The organism is Salipiger pallidus, assembly GCF_014643635.1.
Classification (GTDB): domain Bacteria; phylum Pseudomonadota; class Alphaproteobacteria; order Rhodobacterales; family Rhodobacteraceae; genus Salipiger; species Salipiger pallidus.
Map to the genome: position 1 here is coordinate 298,882 of NZ_BMJV01000005.1, position 23,889 is coordinate 322,770.

Here is a 23,889-nt window from a genome sequence, read left to right on the forward strand (position 1 = left end):
GCATATTCAGGCAGCGCAACGCGGCTGAAACGCCGTGTTCTCAGAAGGTTCCGCCCATGCACGCGCAATTGTACACATTTGCGCGGATTCCCGCCGACCCCGGAAATTGAGACTTCTCAGAAGCTAACAGATCGTCAAGAAACGTGATGCGCGCTGGAAACAATGGCGCGGGGCAGAAAAAACAATTCGAGGGACAGATGAGCGTGACCAGCTCCATGAAGGCCAAGTTCGGCCTGCCTGTACTGTGCGTGATGATGTTGGCCACGGCGGCCTGTTCGACGAAACCCGAAACGAAATCTGGCCCCGAGATCGCCTACGCGTCTCAGGGCATCGACCTCGACCGCCGCGCCATGGCGCTTCGCGAGGTCAAGGAGTTGCAGTCGAAAGGCGCCCGCGTATGGTGTGTGCCTTTCGCCCGCAACGCCAGCGGCGTCCAGATCCGCGGCAATGCGAACACCTGGTGGGGCAAGGCCGCCGGCCTCTATGAACGCGGCAAGGCCCCGTTCGAGGGCGCAGTGATGGCCTTTGCAGCCACCCGCGGCATGCCCATGGGCCACGTGGCCGTGGTGTCCAAGGTGGTGTCGGACCGCGAGATCCGCATCGACCACGCCAATTGGAGCCGCAACAAGGTGTCTCTGGGCATGTCGGTGATCGATGTTTCCGCCGCCGGCGACTGGTCTTCGGTCAAGCTCGAAAGCAACCCGGGCGCCTATGGCTCAGCTTACCCGATCAACGGCTTCATCTACCCGCAGACTGCCGGTCTTTGACCCGGCGCCGAGGCGCAGAGGAACACGAGGGGCGATGCCAAGGCGTCGCCCCTTTTCGTTGCGCTGTCATCAGCCTGCGTCGACGGTGCTCATCGTGCAAGGCGGGATCGGTGGCGCCTCATCAAGCCACTCGCTGCGCTTGCACCGTCGCGGCCGCGCCTTCTGGGCCTGAGGCCCACCCTCACCCATGGCCTGCGTCTTGAGCGAAGCGACCCTTCGCGTGGCGCCTGTCCGGTGGTCAGGGTCGGCACCTCGCCGCCAAAGAAAAGGGCGGCGCCGCAGCACCGCCCCTGTTCTCTGCACTGGCGGCAATGCCGCCTGTGCCCGACCTTCAGATCTGTTCGACGGCCACACCGTCCTGCACCTCGAAGGCGAGGTAGCCGGCGATCTCGCTGGCCTCGTCGGAAGGTGCCTCGTAGGACCAGACCGCGTTCTTGTAGGTTCGGCTTTTGGAGGCGATGTCGAAATGCGTCGCCTGCCCGATCAGCTGGCTTTCCGAGCGGTAAGCGGACGGCTCGAGGAAGGCCATCGCGATGTCCTCGCGCGGGAAGTAGATGACGTAGGGGCGTTCCCCTTCGGTCAGTTCGATCGCCCGGCTGCTTTCACCAAGCACGGCACCGCCTGCGCGGATGACCCAGGTGCCCGATGCCGGGCGGATGGAAATTTGTTTCAACATGTCTCTGTTCCCCGTGTCCTTGCGGAGCTTATACCAGCCGACCTGTCACAGTCCTGTGTCAATTTGCCCGTCCGGTCACCCCGGCAAGGACATTATCACAGCGGCGCGCAGGCCCGCTTCAGCCATTCCGCTTCATTACCCTCGACGAGGGGGCCGATCCGTTCCAGCACACCGGCGTGGTAGCTGTCGAGCCAGTCACGCTCGGGCTCCGTCAGCAGTTCCTTGCGGATGAGCCGGCGGTCGATCGGCACCCATGTGAGGGTCTCGAACCGCAACATGCGGGGGACGACCTGGCCGTTCAGCTCGGGCGCCTCTTCTACCGCGATGAGGTTCTCGATGCGGATACCATAAGATCCCTCACGATAGAAGCCCGGTTCGTTGGAAAGGATCATTCCCGGCTCGAATGCGATGGTGCCGCTGCGCGCGATGCGGGCCGGCCCCTCGTGAACGCTGAGGTAGCTGCCGACACCATGGCCGGTGCCGTGGCCGTAATCCCAGCCCACATCCCACAGCGCCGCGCGGGCAAGAACGTCGATGTCACGCCCCGCAAGGCCCTTGGGGAAGCGCAACCGCGACAGGCCGATCATGCCCTTGAGAACACGGGTGAAAGCCTCCTGCTCTTCGTCACCGGGGGTGCCGATAGCGATGGTGCGGGTGATGTCCGTAGTACCGTCCACGTATTGCCCGCCACTGTCGACCAGCAGCAGCTCACCGTCTTGCGCGGTGCGGTCCGTGTCCTCGGTGACGCGGTAATGGACGATGGCACCGTTGGGACCACTGCCCGAGATCGTCTCGAACGAGATGTCGCGCAGCGCATTGGTGGCGGTTCGGAACCCTTCGAGTGCCTTCACCGCGTCGATTTCCGTAAAGCTGCCGGGGGCCTGCGCATCTACCCAAGCAAGGAAGCGCACCATCGCCGCCCCGTCGCGCAGATGGGCGGCGCGGGCGCCTTCCAGCTCGGCAGCGTTCTTACGAGCCTTGGGCAGAAGGCAGGGATCGGCGCACTCGATGATCTCGCCCGTGATGGCCTCGGCCACCACCACCGGGCAGGTCGCGGGGTCAAGCTGCACCCTGCCCCCAAGCGTCGCCACGGCGGCGATGAAGCCTTCGGGCGGCAGCACTTTTACCTTGTCTCCGAGATGGTCGCCCAACCCTTCGAGCTTGGCGGCGTCCATGAAAAGCTCGACCGTACCGTCCCGGTTCAAAAGCGCAAAGCCATGGGGCACCGGGTTACGGGGAATGTCGGTGCCTCGGATGTTCAGCAGCCACGCGATGCTGTCGGGCAACGTGATGATGCAGGCCGCCGCCTCGAGACCCTTCGCGAGCCGGTCGATCTTGGCCTCGTGCGCCTCACCCGCCAGGTCAAGAGGCTGTGCGGCAACCGCGCCCGCGGGGGCCTCGGGCTGGTCGTCCCAGATGCGGTCCACGAGATTGTCACAGCGGTGCAGGGTCACGCCGTCCAGCGCGTCCTCGAGCCTGCGGATCTGGTCAAGAGAGAACAGCCACGGATCGAAGCCGAGGTCGCCCCCCTCGGGGAGGTTGTCGGCGATCCATTCCGCAAGGCCCACCTCGGGCCAGTCCACCGGGGTGTAAACATCGGCGACCTGCGTCTTGACCTGCACCCGGTAACGGCTGTCTACGAAAACGCCCGCCTTGGCCTGCAGAGCCACGCAATAGCCCGCAGAGCCGGTGAAGCCCGTGAGCCACGCCAGCCGGTCGTCATGCGGGGCGACATATTCACCCTGATAGGCGTCAGCGCGGGGCACGAGGAAGCCTGCCAGCCCCTCGGCCTCCATCTCGCGGCGCAGCGCGGCAAGGCGGGGTGGCCCCTGTTCGGGGCGGGCGGTCTGGCTGAAATCCTGGAACATGTGGCGCCTTTCGAGGTGCTGTCTTGGTGCTGATCCGCCCGGGAACGGGCGGCCACGGCAGCAGGCACGACGGCAGCCCTAGAAAGGCCGGGGGCGTGACGGATGCCGCCCCCGGACCCTGCGTCAGGCGGTCAGGAGATGTCTTCTCCGAGGTGCTGCGCCACGGCAAAGATATCCTTGTCGCCGCGCCCGCACATGTTCATCACGATGATGTGGTCCTTGGGCAAAGTCGGCGCGATCTTCATCACCTGCGCCAGCGCGTGGCTGGGTTCGAGCGCGGGGATGATGCCTTCGGTCCGGCACGAGAACTGGAACGCCTCCAGCGCCTCCTTGTCGGTGATCGACACGTATTCCGCCCGGCCCACATCGTGCAGCCACGCATGTTCCGGCCCGATGCCCGGATAATCGAGCCCGGCCGAAATCGAGAAGCCCTCGAGGATCTGTCCGTCGTCGTCCTGAAGAAGGTAGGTGCGGTTGCCGTGCAGCACGCCCGGGCGCCCGCCGGTAAGCGAAGCGCAATGCTCCATCTTCTCGTCGACGCCCTTGCCCCCGGCCTCGACGCCGATGATCTTCACCGACTTGTCGTCGAGGAACGGGTAGAACAGGCCCATGGCGTTGGACCCGCCTCCGATGGCGGCGATGATGGTGTCGGGCAGACGCCCCTCGCCTTCCTGCTCGGGCAGCTGCCAGCGCACCTCCTTGCCGATGATCGACTGAAAGTCTCGGACCATCGCGGGATACGGCGCGGGCCCGGCCACGGTGCCGATGCAGTAGAACGTGTCACGCACGTTTGTCACCCAGTCGCGCAGCGCGTCGTTCATGGCATCCTTGAGCGTGCCACGACCCGAGGTTACGGGCACCACCTCGGCGCCCAGAAGGCGCATGCGGAAGACGTTGGGCTGCTGACGCTCCACGTCATGGGCGCCCATGTAGACCACGCATTTCAGGCCGAACTTGGCGCAGACGGTGGCGGTGGCAACGCCATGCTGGCCCGCGCCGGTTTCCGCGATGATCCGGGTCTTGCCCATGCGGCGGGCAAGGATGATCTGGCCCAGCACGTTGTTGATCTTGTGCGCGCCGGTGTGGTTCAGTTCATCCCGCTTGAGGTAGATCTTGGCGCCGCCAAGCTCTTCGGTCATGCGGCTGGCATAGTAGAGCGGCGACGGGCGGCCCACGTAGTGCTTCCACAGATCGTCCATCTCGGCCCAGAAGCTGTCGTCGGTCTTGGCCTTCTCGTATTCGGCCTCGAGCGACAGGATCAGCGGCATCAGGGTCTCGGACACGAAGCGCCCACCGTGAATGCCAAAGCGTCCCTTTTCGTCGGGCCCGTTCATGAAGGAGTTGAAAAGATCGTCCATCGCGCCTCTCCGTGTCGCTTGTCCGCACAATTGTCTGCACAGTGTACTTGTGCTGCAGTTGCGCCCATGTAAACCGCAGCTCGCACGATTGACCAGCCCCGGCACCGGGCTGGCGGCGATCTTTGCCGCAAAATCACCGCCCGGGGCGCGTGCGGCTTGCCCGAAACGGCCTGGGCCCCTATAGCCCAACACATCCATCACATCCGGAGGCCGCCATGACCCTCACCCGCCGTACCCTGCTGCTGAGCGCCAGTTCCGCCGCCCTGCTGCCCCGCATCGCCCATGCGGCATACGCGCCCGAGCCCGAAGGCTGGCGCACATTCACCCTTACCACCTGCGTTGAGTTGCCCCGGAGCGGCAAACCTGCGCAGGCCTGGGTGCCTGTGCCGTCCTTCGAAAGTGACGACTGGCAGCGCCTCGGGGACACCACCTTCACCGCCGATGGGGCCGAGGCCGAGCTGGTTCAGGATGACGCTCAAGGCATCGCCTACGTCCATGCGGTCTGGGAGGCCGGTGATGCCCCCGCCGTTCTCGAGGTGACGAGCCGCGTGTCGATCCAGAGCCGCAAGGCGGATCTGTCGGCCACCGGCGCAACCTTGTCTGACGAGGCGCGCGCCCACAACACCGCCGCGACCGATCTCATCCCCACCACCGGTATCGTGCACGACACCGCCGAAGAGATCGTGGCAGGCGCTGACACCGACCTCGATAAGGCTCGCGCGGTCTACGACTGGGTCGTGGAAAGCTCCGAGCGCAACCCCGAGACCCGTGGCTGCGGCCTTGGCGACGTGGCGACCATGCTGCAATCGGGCGACCTTTCCGGCAAATGCGCCGACCTCAACGCGCTGTTCGTGGGCTTGGCCCGGGCGGCTGACCTGCCTGCCCGCGATCTCTACGGCCTGCGGGTGGCGCCGTCCGATTTCGGCTACAAGAGCCTTGGCGCCGGATCGACCAACGTGACCGGCGCACAGCATTGCCGCGCCGACGTGTTCATCGAAGGCGCCGGCTGGGTGCCCGCCGACCCCGCCGATGTGCGCAAGGTCATCCTGCAGGAGCCGCCCGAGACGCTGACCCTCGCAGATGACAAGGTGATCGACGCCCGCGAAGGCCTCTTCGGTGCCGCCGAGGGCAACTGGATCTGCTACAACACTGCCCATGACGTGGACCTGCCCGGCGCATCCTTCGGCACCCTGCCGTTCCTGATGTACCCGCAGGCGGAAATCGACGGCGTTGAGCAGGACAGCCTGTCGGCGGACAGTTTCGTCTACACCATCACCGCCGAGGAAGTCCCGGCCTAAGCCGTCAGCCCCGCCGGGGTCAGCCCGGCGCAACGAAGCGCCGGCCCGTCAGAGGGCCGGCGCGTGACCAAAGCGGCGGCCCATCAGCGGGCCGGCATGTGACAAGACGGCGGCCCCTCACCGGGCCGCCGAGCGCTCCAGCGCCGGGTAGCGCAGCGCCAGCGTTCCGCCCCGCGCAAGGAACGACAGCAGCATCGCGATCCACAGTCCGTGGTTTTCCAGCGGTCCGAGCAGCACCAGCAGACAGGCGAAATACAGCCCTGCCGACAGGATCATCATGTTGCGCATGTCCCGTGACCGGGTGGCGCCGATGAAGATGCCATCAAACATCATGGCAGGTACCTGCGCGATAGGCACCGCGATCATCCACGGCAGATACCGCGCTGCCTCGGTGCGCACGCCCTCGTCCGTCGCCATGAGAGCGATGATCTGAGGCCCCGCGACGGCCACCGCAAGCGACAGCAGAACACTGATGCCGACAGCCCAGTACGAGGTCAGCAGTGCCGAGCGGCGCAGGCTGTCCACCCTGCCCGCACCATATGCCCGACCCACCATCGCTTCGGCGGAAAAGGCAAATCCGTCAAGGGCATAGGCGGCGATCATGAGAAACTGCATGAGGACCTGATTGGCGGCAAGCGTGACGTCTCCGAACCGGCCTCCAACCAGCAGGAAGGACACCAGAACCGACTCGAGCAGCAGCGAGCGGATCAGGATGTCCGAGTTCAGCAGGGCCATACGCTTCAACCGCACCCGATCGAAAACCCGGGCCCAGTTGCGCGCCGCGGCATCGCGCAGCGTCTCGCGGCAGAGCCACAACCCCATGGCGAAACCGGACCATTCGGCGATGAAGGTGGCCAGCGCCACGCCCGACACGCCCCAGCCCATGCCCAGCACGAAGACCACATCGAGCACCACGTTGATGGCATTCATCCACAGTTGCAGCACCAGCACCGCGCGGGTGCGCTCCTGCGCGATGAGCCAGCCGGTCATGCCGAATATGGCGATGGCACCGGGGGCGGACCAGATGCGGATCGCCATGTAGTCGCGGGCCAGCGCTTCCACCTCGGGCGAAGCCGGCGAGACCGCCATGGCGGCGGCAAAGATCAACCATTGCGCGACGATCATCACCAGCCCGCCCCCGAGGCCCACCATCAGCGCGCGAGTCAGCAGCGCCGAAACCTCTGCCCGGTCCCCGGACCCCGCCGCTTGCGCGGTTAGGCCCACTGTGCCCATCCGCAGGAAGCCGAAGATCCAGTAGATCGCCGTCAGCACGATGGACCCGATGCCCACCGCCGCGATGGGCTCAGCTGCGGGGATCTGCCCCACGACGCCTGTGTCCACCGCCCCGAGGATCGGGACGGTAACGTTCGACAGCAGGATGGGAATCGCGATGCGCAGCACGCGGCGATGGGTCACCGCATCGGGGTCGGCCATGGTTGCCATGGGGCCGGCCTTAAGATCATCGCCCTGAGCGTTTTCAGAAGCGTCTTGCGGCATGGGATCTGTGGTCATCGGCTCGGCCTTTGCAAGGCGGCCGGTGCAGCACGCCTGTCATTGGGGCGGGTGCGCCGGGAAAGCCGTTCGCACACATACGGGTGATCCCTTTGCGATAGACCAGCCAGCCCCGCCCGTGCAAGCGGCGAAACCGGCTCACACCTTCCCGGTCCGTCAGTCTTCGCGGAGGGGCATCAGGAAATGTGCGTTCGCCTGCGCTATGGGCCGTCCGTGGTTGTCCTGCCACGCCTCGGCATGGACCGACGCATAGCGCCGCCCCGAGCGTGTCACCGAGGCCCGCGCATAGGCATCGCGCGGCAGACCCGAACGCAAGTAGTCCACCGAGAAATCGATGGTCTTGGGCAGGCGCGGCAGCTCTCCGGCCTCGAGCTGGTCGAGTGTCAGGAGCCCACTTTCCACGTCCTCCCACATCATCGTCCAGCTGAGGCTGATGATCGCCGTCACCTCGAGGAAGGCCGCAGTGACACCGCCGTGCAGGGCCGGAAGATAGGGGTTGCCGATGAGCTTCTCGTCATAGGCCAGCACGCCGGTCAGCTCGTCCCCGCGGCGGTCGAAGCTGATGCCCAGAAAGCCCACGTAGGGCACGCGGTCGGCAAGCGCCCGCAACGCGGCATCCCGGCGCTGCTTGACCACCTGAACGGGATCGGGGGGACGGCGGCTCATGACGTCACCTCCGGGCGCCGGGGCTCGACCGTGAAGGTGCCCGTGGCGGTGGCGACCGGCTGTGACGGGTCGGAATCGTGCGCGGTGGCGCGCACGAAGGCGACGGCCCGGGTGATATGGTAGCATTCAGCGCGGGCGGTGATGGCATCGCCAGGCTTTGCCCCCCGCAGGTAGTCGATGCGCAGGCTGATGGTCGCAGTGCCGCCGGGGCTCGTGGGATGGGCCATGGTGGCCGCGCCGCCGCAGGTGTCCATGAGGGTCGATACCGCGCCACCATGGATCACCCCGGTATCGGGATCGCCCACGAGGGCGGGATCATAGGGCATGCGGATCACCGCGACGCCGTCCTCTATCTGAAGGATGTCCATGCCCAGCGCCCGCGCCTGCGGGATAAGCTCGATGAACTGCCGGGCCAGCTCGGTCTTGTCAGCGCACATAGCGCGTCTCCTGTCCGTGATGCCCTGCCTTTATGCGGGCCGGGCCAAGGCTGCGCAAGCCTGCTTGCCCTGCCCGTGCGGCGGGACTAGGTTCGCCCCGAGCAAGGAGGAGCACATGACCGACACCCGTCTGAATTTCAAGGAAATGTGCGCCAAGTTCGAGGTCACGCCCCGCACGCTGCGCTATTACGAGTACATCGAGCTTCTGTCGCCCGAGCGCGACGGTCGGTCGCGCTTTTACGGCCCGCGCGAAGTGGCGCGCATGGTCCTGATCCTGCGCGGGCGCAAGTTCGGCTTCCAGCTCGAGGACATCCGACAGTGGCTCGAGATGCGCGACCGCGAGGGATCGCGGGCGCAGATGCAGGAGTGGGTGAAGATGGCCGACCGCCAGTTGGCCGAGCTTGACGACCAGCGCCGCCAGCTCGAGGAAGCCCGCGCCGAGCTTCAGGTGCTGCGCGACGACACGGCCGCCTCGCTCGAAGGCTGATTTCGCCGGACAGCGTTGCAGCCGGTCTTTCACTTCGGGCGGAGGCAACGCCCGCCAGCCTCCAGAGCTCCCGGAAGAGCACTTCTGCCATACGCCCAGCCTCATTGACGGTGTTCACTTCCGACTGCATGTAACCAGGTCACGCGCTGCCCGCGCCGTGACTGGCGGCAGCACTGGGCCTGGACCCGACGCTCGGGTCGGGCGCTGATTTCGTGCGCAAGGAACTTACCTTTACGCGAAGTGACGCAAAAGGAAGTTACGTCAACTTATAAGTGACGCGGCGTCCCTGTTACGTCAACGTGATTTCCCATTGTACGACGGTCTCGTATAGCACACCTCCCGCTGCATCCTGACGCAACGAGAGGTTCATGGCCCCGATGAGCGAAGAGACATTGATGACCATCCGCGAGATGTGCGACCAGTTCGACGTGACGCCCCGCACCCTTCGGTTCTACGAGCAGAAGGAACTGCTGTTCCCGCGCCGTGACGGCCAGAAACGGCTGTTCTCGCGTCGTGACCGAGCGCGGCTCAAGCTGATCCTGCGTGGCAAGCGTTTCGGGTTCAGTCTCGAAGAGATCCGCCAGCTGCTCGACCTCTACGACATGGGGGACGAACAGCACACCCAGATCGCCCGCACCTACGAGATCGCGCAGGCCCGCCTTGAGGATCTGCAGCGCCAGCGTGACGAGCTGGACGGCGCGATAGACGATCTCAAGGAACAGCTGGCCTGGGGCGAGCGCATGCTTGCCCAGCTACAGACGAAGCGGGCCGGGTAACACCGGCCCGTCAAAAGCCCTCAGAGGCAGGATACGGCACCGAGGAGGAGCAAGGATGCCAGTCTACACCGCCCCCGTACAGGACATGCAGTTCCTGTTGCACGACGTCCTCGACATCGGCAGCACCGGCATTCCCGGTTATGACGAGCTGGACCGCGACACTACCAGCGCGATCCTTGAGGAGGCCGCGAAACTGGCCGAGAACGTGCTCGCCCCGCTCAACCCCGTGGGCGATTCCGAGGGTTGCCGGCTGGAGAACGGTGTGGTGCGCACCCCCACCGGCTTCAAAGCGGCGTTCGACCAGGTCCGGGACGGAGGCTGGACGGCGCTTGATTGCGATCCCGAGTATGGTGGTCAGGGCCTGCCCTACCTCGTGTCGACCGCTGTGGGCGAGATGTTCAGCTCTGCCAACATGGCGTTCAACATGTACCAGGGTCTGACCCATGGGGCCTACAACGCCATCCACGCCCACGGCTCGCCCGAACAGAAGGCCATGTACCTGCCCAAAATGGTCAGCTGCAAATGGGGCGGCACCATGAACCTGACCGAGCCGCAATGCGGCACTGACCTTGGTCTCATCCGCACCAAAGCGGTGCCCGCCGAAGATGGCAGCTACCGGATCACCGGCCAGAAGATCTGGATCTCCGCCGGAGAGCACGACATGGTGGAGAACATCATCCACCTCGTCTTGGCCCGCTTGCCCGATGCTCCCGCAGGGGTGAAGGGGATTTCGCTCTTCATCGTGCCGAAGTTCCTCGTGAACGAGGATGGCAGCCTTGGGGCGCGCAACCAGCTCTCCTGCGGCGGGCTCGAGAGCAAGATGGGCATCCACGGCAACGCCACCTGCGTGATGAACTACGACGGTGCCACGGGCTTCCTGATCGGCGAGCCGCACAAGGGCATGCGCGCCATGTTCACCATGATGAACGAAGCGCGTCTGGGCGTCGGCTTGCAGGGGATGGCGCAGGGGGCCGTGGCCTACCAGAATGCGCTGGGGTTCGCCCGCGAACGGCAGCAGGGCCGCGCGGTAACCAGGACCGCGTCTCCAGATCAGCCTGCCGACACCATCATGGTGCACCCGGACGTGCGCCGGAACCTCATGGACCAAAAAGCGCTTACCGAGGGCGCCCGTGCGTTCGTATACTGGGGCGCCATGCTCATCGACCGGGCGCACCGCAACGAGGACGCTCAGGCGCTGGGTCTGATCTCGCTTCTGACGCCGGTCATCAAGGGGTTCCTCACGGACAAAGGCTTTGACACCTGTGTGCTGGCGCAGCAGACGCTGGGCGGCTCGGGGTTCACCCGCGAGTGGGGGCTGGAGCAGTTCGTGCGCGACGCCCGGATCACTATGATCTACGAGGGCACCAACGGGGTGCAGTCGCTCGACCTCGTCGGGCGAAAGCTGGCGCAGGACGGCGGCAAGCACGTCATGGGCTTCTTCGATCTGGTGAAGACCTTCATCGCCGAGAACAAAGGCAAGGACGAAGCCTTCGATGCGCAGTTCCTCGAGCCTCTCAAGGCGGCGAGTAAGGATCTGCAGGCGGCGGGCATGTTCTTCATGCAATCGGGAATCAAGGACCCGAACGAGGCACTGTCTGGCTCCTATGATTTCATGCACCTCTTCGGACATGTCTGCCTTGGCCTCATGTGGTCGCGTATGGCGCTTGCGGCGACGTCCGGGCTGGAGGCTGGTGGTGACAAGGCGTTCCTGAACGCCAAGCTTGCCACCGGGCGCTATTACATGGCCCGGCAACTGCCCGCCACGGCGCTGCACCTTGCCCGCATCCAAAGCGGCGCGGCGCCAGTGATGGCCCTTGACGAGGCCGCCTTCTGACCGGGACGGTGGGCAGCAATTGCCCACCTCCCCCAAAAGGAGCTTCTGATGCCCAAACGCTTCCGCCTGACCCGCCGCCTGAACCTTGCCATGACCGAGGACGGCTACCGCGGCCTCAGGGCCTTTGCGGCGGAAGCCGGGCTCGATGAAGGCGAGGCGCTGTCGTTCCTCTTCGAGAACTTCAGCAGTGTCACCGACGACGAACTTCTGGGCCACCGGCTGCGCCTCTTCAATGCGGAGCTCGAGGAACGCAAACGCTGAGGTACGTTCGTTAGCCGGAGCCGACCATGAACGGAGAGAAATATCAGCTGACGGTTCTCGACTGGCCCTGTTCGTACCCGGGCCGAGAAGATGCAGACTGGCGACATCCGCATCCATGCCGATGCGGAGCACTGACGGAAAGGGCGAAAAGGTGCGTATCTGGAGAGAGAAGAAGAGCAGGCCGCACATCGGGCCCGGCCTTCGGGCTGCAGTCGGTCCGCTCTTCCCCGTGTCACCCCGTCCCCCGTCCAGCCCGACCGGCGGATCAATCCCCGACGTAACACAGGCCGGGGGGCGGGGCTTCTCCTCTTGCGGTCATCGGCTCGCTAGCTTGTACCGCGTGAACAGCATGGCCCACGCATGATTAAGTCCCGGTTACCGCCGCCCCCAGTTCGGGTGCGCTCCTGCGTTTCTTCTCTTTTCAAATACGCACCCGCCACGGTGCCGCCAAAATGACCAAGGGAGGTCCTGAATGACCATCAAGCTCTACTGCTTCGGAGAATCCGGAAACGCCTACAAGGCGGCGCTGCCGCTCGAGCTTTCGGGGCTGGACTGGGAGCCGGTGAAGGTTGATTTCTTCGGCGGCGAGACCCGCTCGCCAGAATACCTGCAAAACGTCAACGAGATGGGTGAGGCCCCGGTGATGGTGGACGGGGACGTAAGGCTCACCCAGTCCGGCGTTATCCAGATGTATGTCACAGAAAAGACCGGCCGGTTCGGCGGCGAGACTCCCGAGGAGGCGCGCGAGGTCATGCGCTGGTGCTTCTGGGACAATCACAAGCTCAGCTCGCAAGCCGGGATGACTCGTTTTTTGATGAACTTCCTTCCCGAAGCCAAGCGTCCCGAGGGCGTCATCCCGTTTGCCCAAGGCCGCCTCAGGGCCGCCTACAAGACGCTCGACGCGCATCTCGAGGGGCGCGAGTGGATGGTGGGCGGCGGGCCGACCAATGCGGACTTCTCATGCTGCGGCTACCTGTTCTATCCAGAGCCCTTCGGTTTTGTCCGAAGCGACTGGCCGCAAATCGACCGGTGGCTTTCGAACATCGAAGGGCTCGATGGCTGGAAACATCCCTACGACCTCATGCCCGGATCACCCGCTGATCGCGCCTGATACATCCGAGACACGATCATGATCGCGGCCCCTCATGGGGCGGCGGACATCCCACGGAGGAGACACAATCCAATGACCGACGCCTATATCTTCGACGCCATACGCACCCCGCGCGGCAAGGGCCGCAAGGACGGCGCCCTGCACGAGGTCACCAGCCTGCGGCTCTCGGCGCTGACGCTCGACGCGCTGGCAGAGCGCAACAACCTCGAGGGCCACGCGGTCGAGGACGTGATCTGGGGCAATGTCACGCAGGTGGGCGAACAGGGCGGCTGCCTCGCGCGGTCGGCAGTGCTGGCCTCCGAGCTTGATGAGCGCATTCCTGGCCTCTCGGTCAATCGCTTCTGTGCATCGGGCATGGAGGCGGTGAACCTTGCCGCAAACCAGGTGCGGGCCGGCGCGGGCCAGGCCTATATCGCCGGCGGGGTCGAGATGATGGGCCGCGTGCCAATGGGCAGCGACGGAGCGGCCATCGCCGTGGACCCCTCCCTTGCCATGAAGACCTATTTCGTCCCGCAAGGCATCAGCGCTGACATCATCGCCACCGAGTACGGCTTTTCGCGCGATGACGCCGACGCCTTCGCGGTGGAAAGCCAAAGGCGCGCAGCCGCCGCATGGGAGGCCGGCCATTTCGCGAAATCCGTCATCCCGGTGCGTGACCGCAACGGCGTCGCCATCCTGGAGCGGGACGAATACATGCGCCCCGGCACCGACATGCAGGCGCTTGGCGCGCTCAAGCCCAGCTTCAAGGAGATGGGCGAGGTCATGCCCGGCTTCGACCAGCTGGCGCTGATGAAATACCCTCACCTCGAGCGGATCGAGCATATCCACCACGCGGGCAATTCGTCGGGTATCGTAGATGGGGCAGCTGCCGTGCTCATCGGGTCAAAGGAATGGGGCGAGGCGCACGGTCTCAAGCCCCGCGCCCGTATTCGCGCCACCGCCAAGATCGGCACCGACCCCACCATCATGCTGACCGGCCCGGTGCCGGTGACCGAGAAGATCCTCAAGGACAGTGGCATGGCCATCAGCGACATCGACCTCTTCGAGGTCAACGAAGCCTTCGCCTCGGTCGTGCTGCGCTTCATGCAGGCCTTCGACGTGGATCACGGCAAGCTCAACGTCAACGGCGGGTCCATCGCCATGGGCCACCCGCTGGGGGCCACCGGGGCGATCATCATCGGCACATTGCTCGACGAGCTCGAACGCTCGGACAAGCAAGTGGGACTTGCCACACTGTGCATCGCGTCCGGCATGGGCGCGGCCACCATCATCGAACGCGTTTGAAGGAGGGGATCATGACTGCAGAATTCACCATGGAGACCGACGCGCAAGGCGTCGCCACCATCACCTGGGACACGCCGGGCAAGTCGATGAACGTCATGAGCCTGCAGGGCTTTGCCGAACTTGACGCCCATATGGATGCCGCCCTTGCGGATGACGCCGTGACGGGCATCGTCATCACCTCGGGCAAGCCGGGCAGCTTCGCCGGGGGCATGGATCTCAACATCATCGCCAAGATGCGCGAGGATGGCGGCGACGATCCCGCCAAGTCGATCTTCGAGGGGATCATGAAGATCCACGCCATCCTGCGGAAGATCGAGCGCGCGGGCATGGACGACAAGAACAAGGGCGGCAAGCCCGTAGCCTGCGCCCTGCCCGGCACCGCGCTTGGCATCGGGTTCGAGATCCCGCTGGCCTGCCACCGGATCTTTGCCGCCGACAACCCCAAGGCCAAGATCGGCCTGCCCGAGATCATGGTCGGCATCTTCCCCGGCGCGGGCGGTACCACGCGGCTGTCGCGCAAGCTGGGGGCCATGGGTGCCTCGCCCTTCCTGCTCGAGGGCAAGCTGTCGGATCCCAAGAAGGCGAAATCGGCGGGCCTCGTGGACGAGGTGTGCGATGATCCCCTTGCCGCCGCCAAGGCATGGGTGCTCGAGGCGAAACCTTCGGACATCGTGAAGCCGTGGGATGACAAAGGCTGGAAGATGCCCGGCGGCGCGCCCTATCACCCGGCGGGGTTCATGACCTTCGTGGGCGCCTCGGCCATGGTGAACGGCAAGACCAAGGGCGTCTACCCCGCTGCCAAGGCGATGCTATCGGCGGTCTACGAAGGCGCTCTGGTGCCCTTCGACACAGCACTGAAGATCGAGGCGCGGTGGTTCACCTCGGTCCTTCTGGACCCGTCGTCGAGCGCCATGATCCGGTCGCTCTTCATCAACAAGGAAGCGCTGGAGAAGGGCGCGAACCGCCCCGAGGTTGCGGACCAGAAAGTGCGCCGCGTGGGCGTCATCGGGGCGGGCATGATGGGCGCTGGCATCGCGCTGGTCTCGGCCATGGCGGGGATCGAGGTGGTGCTGCTCGATCAGTCCAAGGAGGCCGCCGAAAAGGGCCGCGCCTATACCGAAGGCTACATGGAAAAGGGCATCGCCCGCAAGAAAGCCACCCCAGAGAAGAAGGAGGCCGCGCTGGCGCTCATCACCGCGACCGATGATTACGCGGCGCTGAAGGGCTGCGACCTCATTGTCGAGGCGGTGTTCGAGGATCCCAAGATCAAGGCCGAGGTCACCGCCGAGGTGCTCAAACATGTGGGCGAGGATTGCATCTTCGCCACCAACACCTCGACCCTGCCGATCTCGGAGCTGGCCAAGGCCAGCGAGTCACCGGAGCAGTTCATCGGCATCCACTTCTTCTCGCCAGTCGAGAAGATGATGCTGGTCGAGATCATCCGCGGCAAGGCCACCGGCGACCGGGCCGTGGCCAAGGCGCTGGATTTCGTGCGGCAGATCCGCAAGACGCCCATTGTCGTGAACGACGCACGGTTCTTCTACGCCAACCGCTGCATCATCCCCTACATCAACGAAGGCATCCGCATGGTGGCCGAGGGTGTCTCGCCCGCGCTCATCGAGAATGCCGCCCGCATGGCGGGGATGCCGCTGGGGCCGCTGCAGCTGGTGGACGAGACCTCGATCGAGCTGGGGGTAAAAATCGCCAAGGCCACGAAAGCGGCCATGGGCGAGGCCTACCCCGATGGCGCGGTGGACGATGTGATCTTCTGGATGGCAGATCAGGGGCGTATGGGCCGCAAGGCGGGCGCGGGCTTTTATTCCTATGACGACAAGGGCAAACGCACCGGCCTTTGGGAGGGGCTTGCGGCGCAATATCCCGTGGCCGATGACCAGCCGAGCCTGACGGAGGTGCAGCACCGCCTGCTCTTCATCCAGTCGCTGGAGGCGGTGCGCGCGCTCGAGGACGGCGTGCTTACCGACATCCGCGAGGGCGACGTGGGCGCAATCCTCGGCTGGGGCTTTGCACCATGGTCGGGCGGGCCGTTCTCGTGGCTGGACATCCTCGGGGCACCCTATGCCGCTGAGCGTTGCGACGAGTTGACCGAGGCGCACGGGGACCGCTTTGCCTGCCCTGAGCTCCTGCGCGAGATGGCTGGCAAGAACCGCAGCTTCTACGGCAGCGCGTCGCAGAGCGCCGCAGCCTGACTGCAATCAGCGGAGCCGTTAACCTGCGGCTCCACGCACGGACACGTGATCGGGGGATTGCAGTCAGCGCTAACGATCTTATCTGAGTAAACAGACGCTGCGGTGCAGAATTCCTCCCGGCGCCCGAACAGGGGCGCCTCGTTTCGGAACCGCGCCGCGTGCTTCATCAGACATGCAGAGTGGAGAGAGATATGAGTACGTCTATGATCGTTCGAGCCGTTCCGCGTCCCGGCCAGGACACGCGCCTCAAGACGCTCGCCGCCGAACTGGTCGAGAAATCCCGCCAGGAGCCAGGTGTCATCCGCTATGAAGCCATGACCGAACGGGGTGGCAGCGTGGTGATGCTTGCCGAGTATGCCGACGACGCGGCATTCGAGGCGCATCTCGGACAGCCCTACACCCGCGAGTTCAAGGCCGCGCTCAAGCGCATCGCCGAAGGCAGCGCCGCCACGGTGACGCCGCTGGCACGGTTCGCCTGAGAGCTGGAAAACCTGGGGGCTGAGGGCCCCTTCGCGACGGATAGCGGGCGCATGCTTCATGCGCCCGTAACTTTTTTGGCCTACAACCTGAATCGAACCGAACGGTCGGGCGTTTCTTCGCGGAGACGAACAGATGCCAGACAACCAACGGCACGCACATCGAGGACCGGAAAGGCAAAGGTCAGACAGGCAAACTGTGTGCGGACTTTGCGTAGATGCATTGGCATGAGCTGCATCCTGTCCAAGCAGTCACCGTTTGGGCGGCGGCGCGTGTCGAAGAGAATACGCTGATCGCCCGCGCATCAAGGTCGTCGACCGCAGGGTAGCAGTGCCCACACAGACATTAAACAGTCTTTGGGGAATCCGGGAGGCCCCGTGTCGTTGGTCTGGCAGGTGAACCGGTCGGTGGCCCTCATCGACCCGGAATCAGCGCAGCCGCCGTGCACCGAGGCTTTGTGCCCGTGTGTCGGTGCATGAGCCAAGTGTGGATCACGTACCAGTGCAGAGGGCGTGCGGGCGCAAACCCTCTGAGAGAACAGGCGCGGGTGCAAGGATCGCAGCGCGCCGGTCGATGAGTGCATTCCAGAGTGCCTTGGCCGTTCCAGTGAGCCGCGGCAAGGCCCAGGGCCACATCAGTCGGCCGCCTCCGGACGCAACGTCGGCATATGAGAGACTTGATCAAGCCGCAATCGCGGAAAATAATCGGATCCCGGCCTCGAACTGCAAGGCCACCCGAAGACCCGAAGACCCGAAGACCCGAAGACCCGAAGACCCGAAGACTGAATGCCGCCTACGTCCCGGGCAACCCCAAGAAGACGCCGCCGGATCCCAAGGACGGGATCTTTTGAAATCCATCACCGACACGATGCAGAAAGCCGCCATTCCAGAATACGGACGACACCGATGACCCAATTCAAGCTTCCCCATTCGATGCCCGAACAGATCGCCGATGGCGTAGTGTTGGTCCTGGGACTTTGTTTCGCGGTCGGCGCCATCCCGGCGCTTTTCGTCTGGCTCACCGTGGCGGCCCGACCCGAAGCGGTCTGGCCCATGGTGCCCTATGCCATCGGCCTGCTGGCCAGCTTCGCCTTCTCGGCGGCCTACAATCTCACCCTGCATGCCCCCCTGCGCGCGGTGCTCCGGCGCTTCGATCACGCGGCGATCTACCTGCTGATCTCAGGCACCTACACCCCCATGGCGCTGCTGGGCATCGGTGGCACCGAGGGGCTTGCGCTTTGTGCCGCGTCCTGGGGCATTTCGGCGGTGGGCATCACGCTCAAGCTGACCTCGATCCATCGCTGGGCGCGGCTGGGCTTTGCGCTTTACCTCTCCCAAGGCTGGCTGGGTGGGATTGCTGCATGGCCGTTCCTGCGCGAACTGCCCGGCACGGCCCTGACACTGATCGTCGTTGGGGGCCTTGCCTACACGGTCGGCACGATCTTCCACCACTCGAACCGCATTCCCTATGCCCGCGCCATCTGGCACGGTCATGTGCTGGCCGCCGCCGCCAGCCACTACGCGGCAATCATCATCGTCGCGCGATGAAAAACCGGTAAGGACGCGCCCTGCCCGGCCGCGGCACCAACGCAGGCCCAGCAGCGCGATGCACGGCTAATCCGGATACCAGCGCCATGCCCACCGGTTCACGTCACCAACGGCAGACCCGCTTGGAGGTGACAGACGCCGCCAAGGCAAAGCGTCGTGCCGGGCACGACATGCCCGGCACCGCGAGGGACCTTGCCGCGATGCCCCCGGTCACTCGGCCCGGTCAAGCATCTTGCGAATGGCCCATGCGAGATCACGCCGCCCGCACGGCTTGCGCAACACCGGAGCGACGACGCTGCCCATGCTTTCCTTGGTAATCCCGGTATAGCCTGACATGTAGAGCACCGGCAGCGAGGGCCAGCGCAACCGCACTTCCTGCGCAAGCTCAAACCCACCCATGCCGCCAGGCATCACCACGTCACTCAGCACGAGGTCGAACGGCCCCTCACGCACCGCCAGATCAAGCGCCTCGCCCCCCGACGCCGCTTCGTGCACCTCGTAGCCGAGGCGGCGCAGGATCTCGGATGTCATCTCGAGCAGGTCCGCTTCGTCCTCGGCCACGAGGATGCGTTCGCCATTGCCCAGCGGCGCGTCTTCGCTTTCTGCATCAATGGTATCATCCGGCGCCTCTGCTTCGGGAAGCAACATGCAGATGGTGGTGCCCTCGCCCGGTTCGCTGATGATCTGCAGATCCCCCTCGGCCTGCTCCACGAAGCCGTAGACGATGGACAGGCCGAGGCCCGTCCCCTTGCCTCGCGACTTGGTGGTGAAGAACGGATCCGTCGCACGGGACTTCACCTCGGGCGTCATGCCCGGGCCGTCGTCACTGACGCAGATCTCGATCAGTTCTACCCCGGCGGCATTGCGACGGCCCGTGCGGGTGGCGCTGACACGAATGGTCCCGGACGCGCCGCCCGACAGGATTGCATCCCGGCTGTTGAGCAGCAGGTTCAGCAGAGCGTTCTCAAGCTGGCCGAGATCGCAGAACACCGCAAGGCCGGGGTCCACGTCCTTGAATTCCAGCATCACCGACTTCTCGATCACCGGCCCGGCAAGGTTGCGCAGGTCAGTCATTACTTCGGCCATCTGGACCTTGCGGCGCGATCCGGGCTGACGCTTGGCAAAGCTCAGCAGGCGCGAGGTCAGCTCGTTACCGCGCTGGACCGAGCCCAGCGCCTTATCGAGGAACTTCCTGTCCCGTTCATTGGCCCCCATGGACGCCAGTTCTACTGCGTATTCGATGGTACCAAGTATATTGTTGAAGTCATGCGCCACCCCGCCGGTCAGCTGGCCCAGCGCATCGAGCCGCCCCGCCCGTTCGATCTGCTGGCGCTTCGTCTCGAGCTCCGTGACGTCGTCGATCACCACCACGGTGGTGACATCGCTGCGCTCACGCGCCGCCACCTGTGAACAGGACACGCGCACGTGCCGCAGCTCTGCGATGTCGCCTGCCCCCTCGGGCCGCAGGATCGCCGGCTCGTAGCGCAGGGTGGCACCGGCGAGCGCGCGGCGCACCGGGTCCGCCGATGCCTCAAGGGGCTGGGCACTTTCGGGTTCGACGAACCGCAGCTCGGACGGCCAGGGCACCGGCCAGTCCGTGTCTCCGAGTTCCAGCATCTCCATGGCACCAGGATTGGCCACCGCGATCAGACCATCGGGGCGCAGGCCGATGATGCCACTGCGCGTGGTGGCCAGCACCGCGCCAAGCCGCGCGCTCAGCCGCTCAAGTTCGCTTGCCTGCCCTTCAAGCCGGTTGCGGGCCCGGCGTGACTGCCACAGGAAGGCGGCGACAATGGCCAGCGCCAGCACAAGCCCCCCGAACAGCGCCAGCCAGACCCGCTGGGGGGTCCAGAATCCCGGCGTTCCGAGCCAACGCTCGCGCAGGCGACTGTATTCCTCGGAGGACAGGTAGCCGGGGATCATCGCATCCAGCCGCTCACGCACCTGGACAAGGCCGAAGCGCAGCGCGATGGCACGGGCGGAGACCATGAAGGGCGGCGATACCTCACGGATCTGGCCCAGCACCCCGCGATCCCGGGCCAACTCACGCAGCGTGGCGGCAGAATAGAGCACCGCCTCCACCTCGTCCGCGATGAGCGCATTGAGCAGCCTCTCCTTAGAGCCATATTCCACAAGCTCGATGCCGTCCTGCTGTGCCGCAACATTGCGGGCCAGATTGTATTCCACCACCCCGACCCGCAGCCCCACCAGGTCCGCAAGGTTCGCCACCTCGCGCGTGTCCTCCCCTTCCAGGAAGATGGCATAGGGCGATTGCTGGATGGCGCGGGTGAAATCCATTTCGTGGCGGCGCTGTTCGGTCATGCTGATGGGCGGCAGCAGATCATAGCGCCCCGGTGCAGGTCCTTCGGCCCATTGCGCGCTGGTGATCTCGCGAAAGACCAGAGACAGGCCGGCACGGCGGGCGATCTGGCGCAGGGCCTCGACACCGAACCCGGTGAATTCGCCCTCGGGCGTAATGACCTGGTAGGGTGGGAACGGCGTCACCCCCACCGACAGAACCTCGGGCACCGGATCCGGCGGAACCATGTTCCAGCGCACGAGAATCCGCTGCATTTCGCCGGATTCGACAAGCGTGGCGATGGCGGTATTGATGCGTGGCAAAAGGTCGGTGTGGTCCCGCGACACCGAAACATAATGGTCTTCACGGCGCAGCGCCTCTCCAGCGATGCGGACGAGCGGCTCGATCCTCGCAGCGCGGATGTAGTCGGCGGCGGGCTTGTTCAGGGCCACCATGCCATCCAGTTCTCCCGACAGCAGCGCCCCAAAGGCGGCGGTCATGGTGTCAAAGCTCACCATCTCTGCCAGCCCACTGACACCGGCAAGATCGTCTCGTGCCATTTCACGCAGGACGCCGATGCGGCGCCCGTCCAGAGCGCCCGGCAAAAGTGACAGCGGCGCATCCGAGCGCACGAACAGATGCACGGGGATCTGCGTGACCGGATCGGACAGCACGGTGGCGGATCGCAGAATGGGAAGGTCCACGATCCCCGCAAGCAGATCCGTATCGCCTGCGGCCTGCGCCGCAACCGCGGCGGAGAAATCAGGGTATTCGACGAATTCCAGGGACAGTCCGGCATGATCCGCAACGGCGACGGCCAGGTCAGCGAAGAACCCGCCAAGAGAGCCATCAGCCTGCGTCTCGTAGACACCGGGGACCGGCGCCCAGGGCACAAGGAGCGTATCTTCCTCCACCTGCGCGGATGAGGCCGCGGGCAGCACCAACACTGAAAGCGCAACCAGCACAAGCGCCAAAACCGGGGCCAGAACCGGGCGCGGCCGTCGTGTCAGGGCGGCCGTGGTCGTCGCACCGGGGCCGGAGAAATCCATCTTGAGCATGATGCCTCGCTTTTACACCTGCTGGCAGGATATCGTTAATTTTACATTGGTAGTGGAAGATCTTGCAAAGATCTGTAGCCTGCCGCAACACGGCCACGTCACAGACTGCCACGTGGCACCGGCAGGAGAAGACCATGTCCCGTCCACGCGTCCTGATCGTCGATGACGACACCGCCCTGCTCGAGATCACCTCGGCGGCCTGCGAGGCACTGGGATACCCTGCGCTGACCGCGTCCAGTGCGCCAGAAGCGCTCGCGGTGCTGTCAGAGCACCCGTCGCTGGAGTTGGCCATCGTGGACGTGACGCTTGGCCCGGACGGAGATGGATTCGAGCTGGGCGATGATCTAGCGGTCGGACGCAAGGATCTTGCCATCGTCTACCTGTCGGGGTTCGGCGACCAGGTCGACCGTCCAGCGAAGCATAGCGGTGCCACGGTCCACCGCAAACCCCTCCCCCTGGCCGATCTGCGGGCCCTTCTGGGCGCGACCCTATCCTGACACCCGGCGACGACGCGACATCGTGCCAAGCCACGAACTGCAGGTGGCATGCCGTTCACGCTGACAAGCATGCTTCGGCATCGCCTTCGCGTGTCGCTGCACCTCACGCCCTCGGGACCTTGGTGCAAGGCATGATGCCGCGCCATGGCAGCCAACATCGCGCCGACCTGGCCTGCCCGATAGACAAGCCGTCAAGCGATGCTTTGGCCTCATGGGCGGGAAACTGCCGCGCGCCCCCTTCCCCCGGGCTGCCGGACGCCCCATAATCCTTACCGTTGCCAAGCTTTTACGCACCGGAGGACCAACACCCGTGATCCGCGCCAAACGCTGCCGCCCCGGCCCCGTGCTTCGCATGGACCGTATCCACACGTCTGCGCTGTGCGTGGCGGCATGTTCATGATCGGCCTGCGCCAGACCACCTACCTGCTTGCCTTGGTCATCATGATCGGCTGGCTGCTGCATATCGGCAAGCCTGTGCTGCTTCCGGTGATCATCGCGATGATCGCGCTCTATATCCTTGGCAACGTCACCTCCCGCCTCGGAGAAGTGCCGGTCATCGGCCTGCTGCCCGCCATCGTGCGGCGGGTGCTGGTGCTGGTGTCCTTCACAGTGCTTCTGGTGCTGATCTCGGCCTACGTGGTCGAGACCTTCAGCCAGGTCGCCACGGTGCTGCCGCGCTACGAGTCGAACCTCGACGAGCTGGTGCTGCGCGCCGCCAATGCCTTCGACGTCGTCGACCAGCCCAACTGGGAGACGATCCGTGCCGCCACCATAGACCGCTTTTCCATCACCCCCTACATCGGGCCGTTCCTGCTGTCGCTGCGAGGGCTCGGAGGGACACTGTTCCTCGTGGTGCTCTATGCCGGCTTCTTCATGGCCGAGCGGACCGGCATGGCCGCCAAGCTCGCGCTCGCAATCGGCGACAAGACCAAGGAAGACCGCACGCTCGACCTGCTTGACCGGATCAACACCCGCGTCGGCGACTACCTTGCGGTCAAGACCACGGTGAACATCATTGTCGGCGGTCTGTCCTTCGTGGTGCTGGTCGCCTTCGGCATCGACTTCGCGCTGTTCTGGGCGATCCTGATCGGGCTGCTGAATTACATCCCGTACATCGGCTCGATGATCGGGGTCCTGTTCCCCATCCTGCTGGGCCTTGCGCAATTCGGCAGTTTCACCCTAAGCGCCGCGCTGGCGGTGTCGCTCACTGTGGTGCAGCTTTTCGTGGCCGGCTTCCTTGAGCCGCGGATGATGAGCCGCGCGTTCAACCTATCGCCCTTCGTGGTGCTGTTTGCGCTGGCGTTCTGGAGCGCGCTTTGGGGCTTGCCCGGAGCAGTGCTGGCGGTGCCGCTGACCGCGAGCATGATCATCATGCTGGCCGAGATCGAAACCACCCGCCCCGTGGCCATCCTGCTATCCGCTTCGGGCAAGGTCTGAGGCAGTACCACCCCGGGGTATGTAAGGGGCAA

20 protein-coding genes are annotated in these 23,889 nt (G+C 65.0%); 13 read left to right on the forward strand and 7 right to left on the reverse strand.

The genetic code is table 11. The features are described 5' to 3' along the window. Nucleotides 1–197 precede the first annotated feature (197 nt). Nucleotides 198–767 carry a CHAP domain-containing protein gene (locus tag IEX41_RS13530; protein ID WP_188790784.1) on the forward strand — a complete coding sequence of 190 codons (570 nt, stop codon included), beginning with the start codon at nucleotides 198–200 and terminating at the stop codon, nucleotides 765–767. A 331-nt stretch (nucleotides 768–1,098) separates the two neighbouring features. Here IEX41_RS13530 and IEX41_RS13535 read toward each other — a convergent pair whose 3' ends face one another. From IEX41_RS13535 to trpB, 3 genes are all read right to left on the reverse strand, one after another. Further along, entirely contained in the window at nucleotides 1,099–1,443 is a 345-nt protein-coding gene (locus IEX41_RS13535; protein ID WP_188790785.1) for a DUF427 domain-containing protein, read from the reverse strand. A 95-nt stretch (nucleotides 1,444–1,538) separates the two neighbouring features. Continuing rightward, nucleotides 1,539–3,311, reverse strand: coding sequence for an aminopeptidase P family protein (locus tag IEX41_RS13540; protein ID WP_188790786.1), 1,773 nt, complete (start codon nucleotides 3,309–3,311; stop codon nucleotides 1,539–1,541). A gap of 131 nt (nucleotides 3,312–3,442) precedes the next feature. Beyond that, complete coding sequence (trpB, locus tag IEX41_RS13545; protein ID WP_188790787.1) at nucleotides 3,443–4,669, reverse strand: tryptophan synthase subunit beta; 1,227 nt, start codon at nucleotides 4,667–4,669, stop codon at nucleotides 3,443–3,445. Nucleotides 4,670–4,884: 215 nt separating this feature from the next. Here trpB and IEX41_RS13550 point away from each other — a divergent pair, with 215 nt between their 5' ends. Further along, on the forward strand, nucleotides 4,885–5,967 hold the full coding sequence (locus IEX41_RS13550; protein WP_188790788.1) for a transglutaminase-like domain-containing protein: 1,083 nt from the start codon (nucleotides 4,885–4,887) through the stop codon (nucleotides 5,965–5,967). Between the two features lie 117 nt (nucleotides 5,968–6,084). Here IEX41_RS13550 and IEX41_RS13555 read toward each other — a convergent pair whose 3' ends face one another. From IEX41_RS13555 to IEX41_RS13565, 3 genes are all read right to left on the reverse strand, one after another. After that, on the reverse strand, nucleotides 6,085–7,410 hold the full coding sequence (locus IEX41_RS13555) for an MATE family efflux transporter (RefSeq protein WP_373285637.1): 1,326 nt from the start codon (nucleotides 7,408–7,410) through the stop codon (nucleotides 6,085–6,087). 225 nt (nucleotides 7,411–7,635) lie between these two features. Then, on the reverse strand, nucleotides 7,636–8,145 hold the full coding sequence (locus IEX41_RS13560; RefSeq protein WP_188790789.1) for a PaaI family thioesterase: 510 nt from the start codon (nucleotides 8,143–8,145) through the stop codon (nucleotides 7,636–7,638). After that, nucleotides 8,142–8,582: a PaaI family thioesterase gene (locus tag IEX41_RS13565; RefSeq protein ID WP_188790790.1), complete on the reverse strand. Its 441-nt coding sequence runs from the start codon at nucleotides 8,580–8,582 to the stop codon at nucleotides 8,142–8,144. Before IEX41_RS13565 ends, IEX41_RS13560 begins: the two co-directional genes overlap by 4 nt. 115 nt (nucleotides 8,583–8,697) lie before the next feature. On the opposite strand from IEX41_RS13565, the gene IEX41_RS13570 reads away from it, so the two are divergent. From IEX41_RS13570 to trhA, 9 genes are all read left to right on the forward strand, one after another. Then, nucleotides 8,698–9,069, forward strand: a complete 372-nt coding sequence (locus IEX41_RS13570; RefSeq protein ID WP_188790791.1) for a MerR family transcriptional regulator — start codon at nucleotides 8,698–8,700, stop codon at nucleotides 9,067–9,069. Between the two features lie 377 nt (nucleotides 9,070–9,446). Continuing rightward, complete coding sequence (locus IEX41_RS13575) at nucleotides 9,447–9,845, forward strand: MerR family transcriptional regulator (protein WP_188790925.1); 399 nt, start codon at nucleotides 9,447–9,449, stop codon at nucleotides 9,843–9,845. A gap of 55 nt (nucleotides 9,846–9,900) precedes the next feature. After that, nucleotides 9,901–11,679, forward strand: a complete 1,779-nt coding sequence (locus tag IEX41_RS13580; protein ID WP_188790792.1) for an acyl-CoA dehydrogenase C-terminal domain-containing protein — start codon at nucleotides 9,901–9,903, stop codon at nucleotides 11,677–11,679. Between the two features lie 48 nt (nucleotides 11,680–11,727). Continuing rightward, on the forward strand, nucleotides 11,728–11,940 hold the full coding sequence (locus IEX41_RS13585) for a hypothetical protein (protein ID WP_188790793.1): 213 nt from the start codon (nucleotides 11,728–11,730) through the stop codon (nucleotides 11,938–11,940). A gap of 472 nt (nucleotides 11,941–12,412) precedes the next feature. After that, nucleotides 12,413–13,051: a glutathione S-transferase family protein gene (locus tag IEX41_RS13590; RefSeq protein WP_188790794.1), complete on the forward strand. Its 639-nt coding sequence runs from the start codon at nucleotides 12,413–12,415 to the stop codon at nucleotides 13,049–13,051. 72 nt (nucleotides 13,052–13,123) lie between these two features. Beyond that, nucleotides 13,124–14,335, forward strand: coding sequence for an acetyl-CoA C-acetyltransferase (locus IEX41_RS13595; protein ID WP_188790795.1), 1,212 nt, complete (start codon nucleotides 13,124–13,126; stop codon nucleotides 14,333–14,335). A gap of 11 nt (nucleotides 14,336–14,346) precedes the next feature. Beyond that, nucleotides 14,347–16,542, forward strand: coding sequence for a 3-hydroxyacyl-CoA dehydrogenase NAD-binding domain-containing protein (locus IEX41_RS13600; RefSeq protein ID WP_188790796.1), 2,196 nt, complete (start codon nucleotides 14,347–14,349; stop codon nucleotides 16,540–16,542). 191 nt (nucleotides 16,543–16,733) lie between these two features. Next, nucleotides 16,734–17,021 carry a putative quinol monooxygenase gene (locus tag IEX41_RS13605; protein ID WP_188790797.1) on the forward strand — a complete coding sequence of 96 codons (288 nt, stop codon included), beginning with the start codon at nucleotides 16,734–16,736 and terminating at the stop codon, nucleotides 17,019–17,021. 903 nt (nucleotides 17,022–17,924) lie between these two features. Further along, nucleotides 17,925–18,566: a PAQR family membrane homeostasis protein TrhA gene (gene trhA, locus IEX41_RS13610; protein WP_188790798.1), complete on the forward strand. Its 642-nt coding sequence runs from the start codon at nucleotides 17,925–17,927 to the stop codon at nucleotides 18,564–18,566. Between the two features lie 210 nt (nucleotides 18,567–18,776). Here trhA and IEX41_RS13615 read toward each other — a convergent pair whose 3' ends face one another. Further along, complete coding sequence (locus IEX41_RS13615; protein ID WP_188790799.1) at nucleotides 18,777–21,923, reverse strand: transporter substrate-binding domain-containing protein; 3,147 nt, start codon at nucleotides 21,921–21,923, stop codon at nucleotides 18,777–18,779. A 134-nt stretch (nucleotides 21,924–22,057) separates the two neighbouring features. On the opposite strand from IEX41_RS13615, the gene IEX41_RS13620 reads away from it, so the two are divergent. Together IEX41_RS13620 and IEX41_RS13625 are read left to right on the forward strand one after the other, a co-directional pair. Then, nucleotides 22,058–22,420, forward strand: coding sequence for a response regulator (locus tag IEX41_RS13620; RefSeq protein WP_188790800.1), 363 nt, complete (start codon nucleotides 22,058–22,060; stop codon nucleotides 22,418–22,420). 390 nt (nucleotides 22,421–22,810) lie between these two features. Beyond that, on the forward strand, nucleotides 22,811–23,857 hold the full coding sequence (locus tag IEX41_RS13625) for an AI-2E family transporter (protein ID WP_229673219.1): 1,047 nt from the start codon (nucleotides 22,811–22,813) through the stop codon (nucleotides 23,855–23,857). The last annotated feature ends 32 nt before the right edge of the window (nucleotides 23,858–23,889 follow it).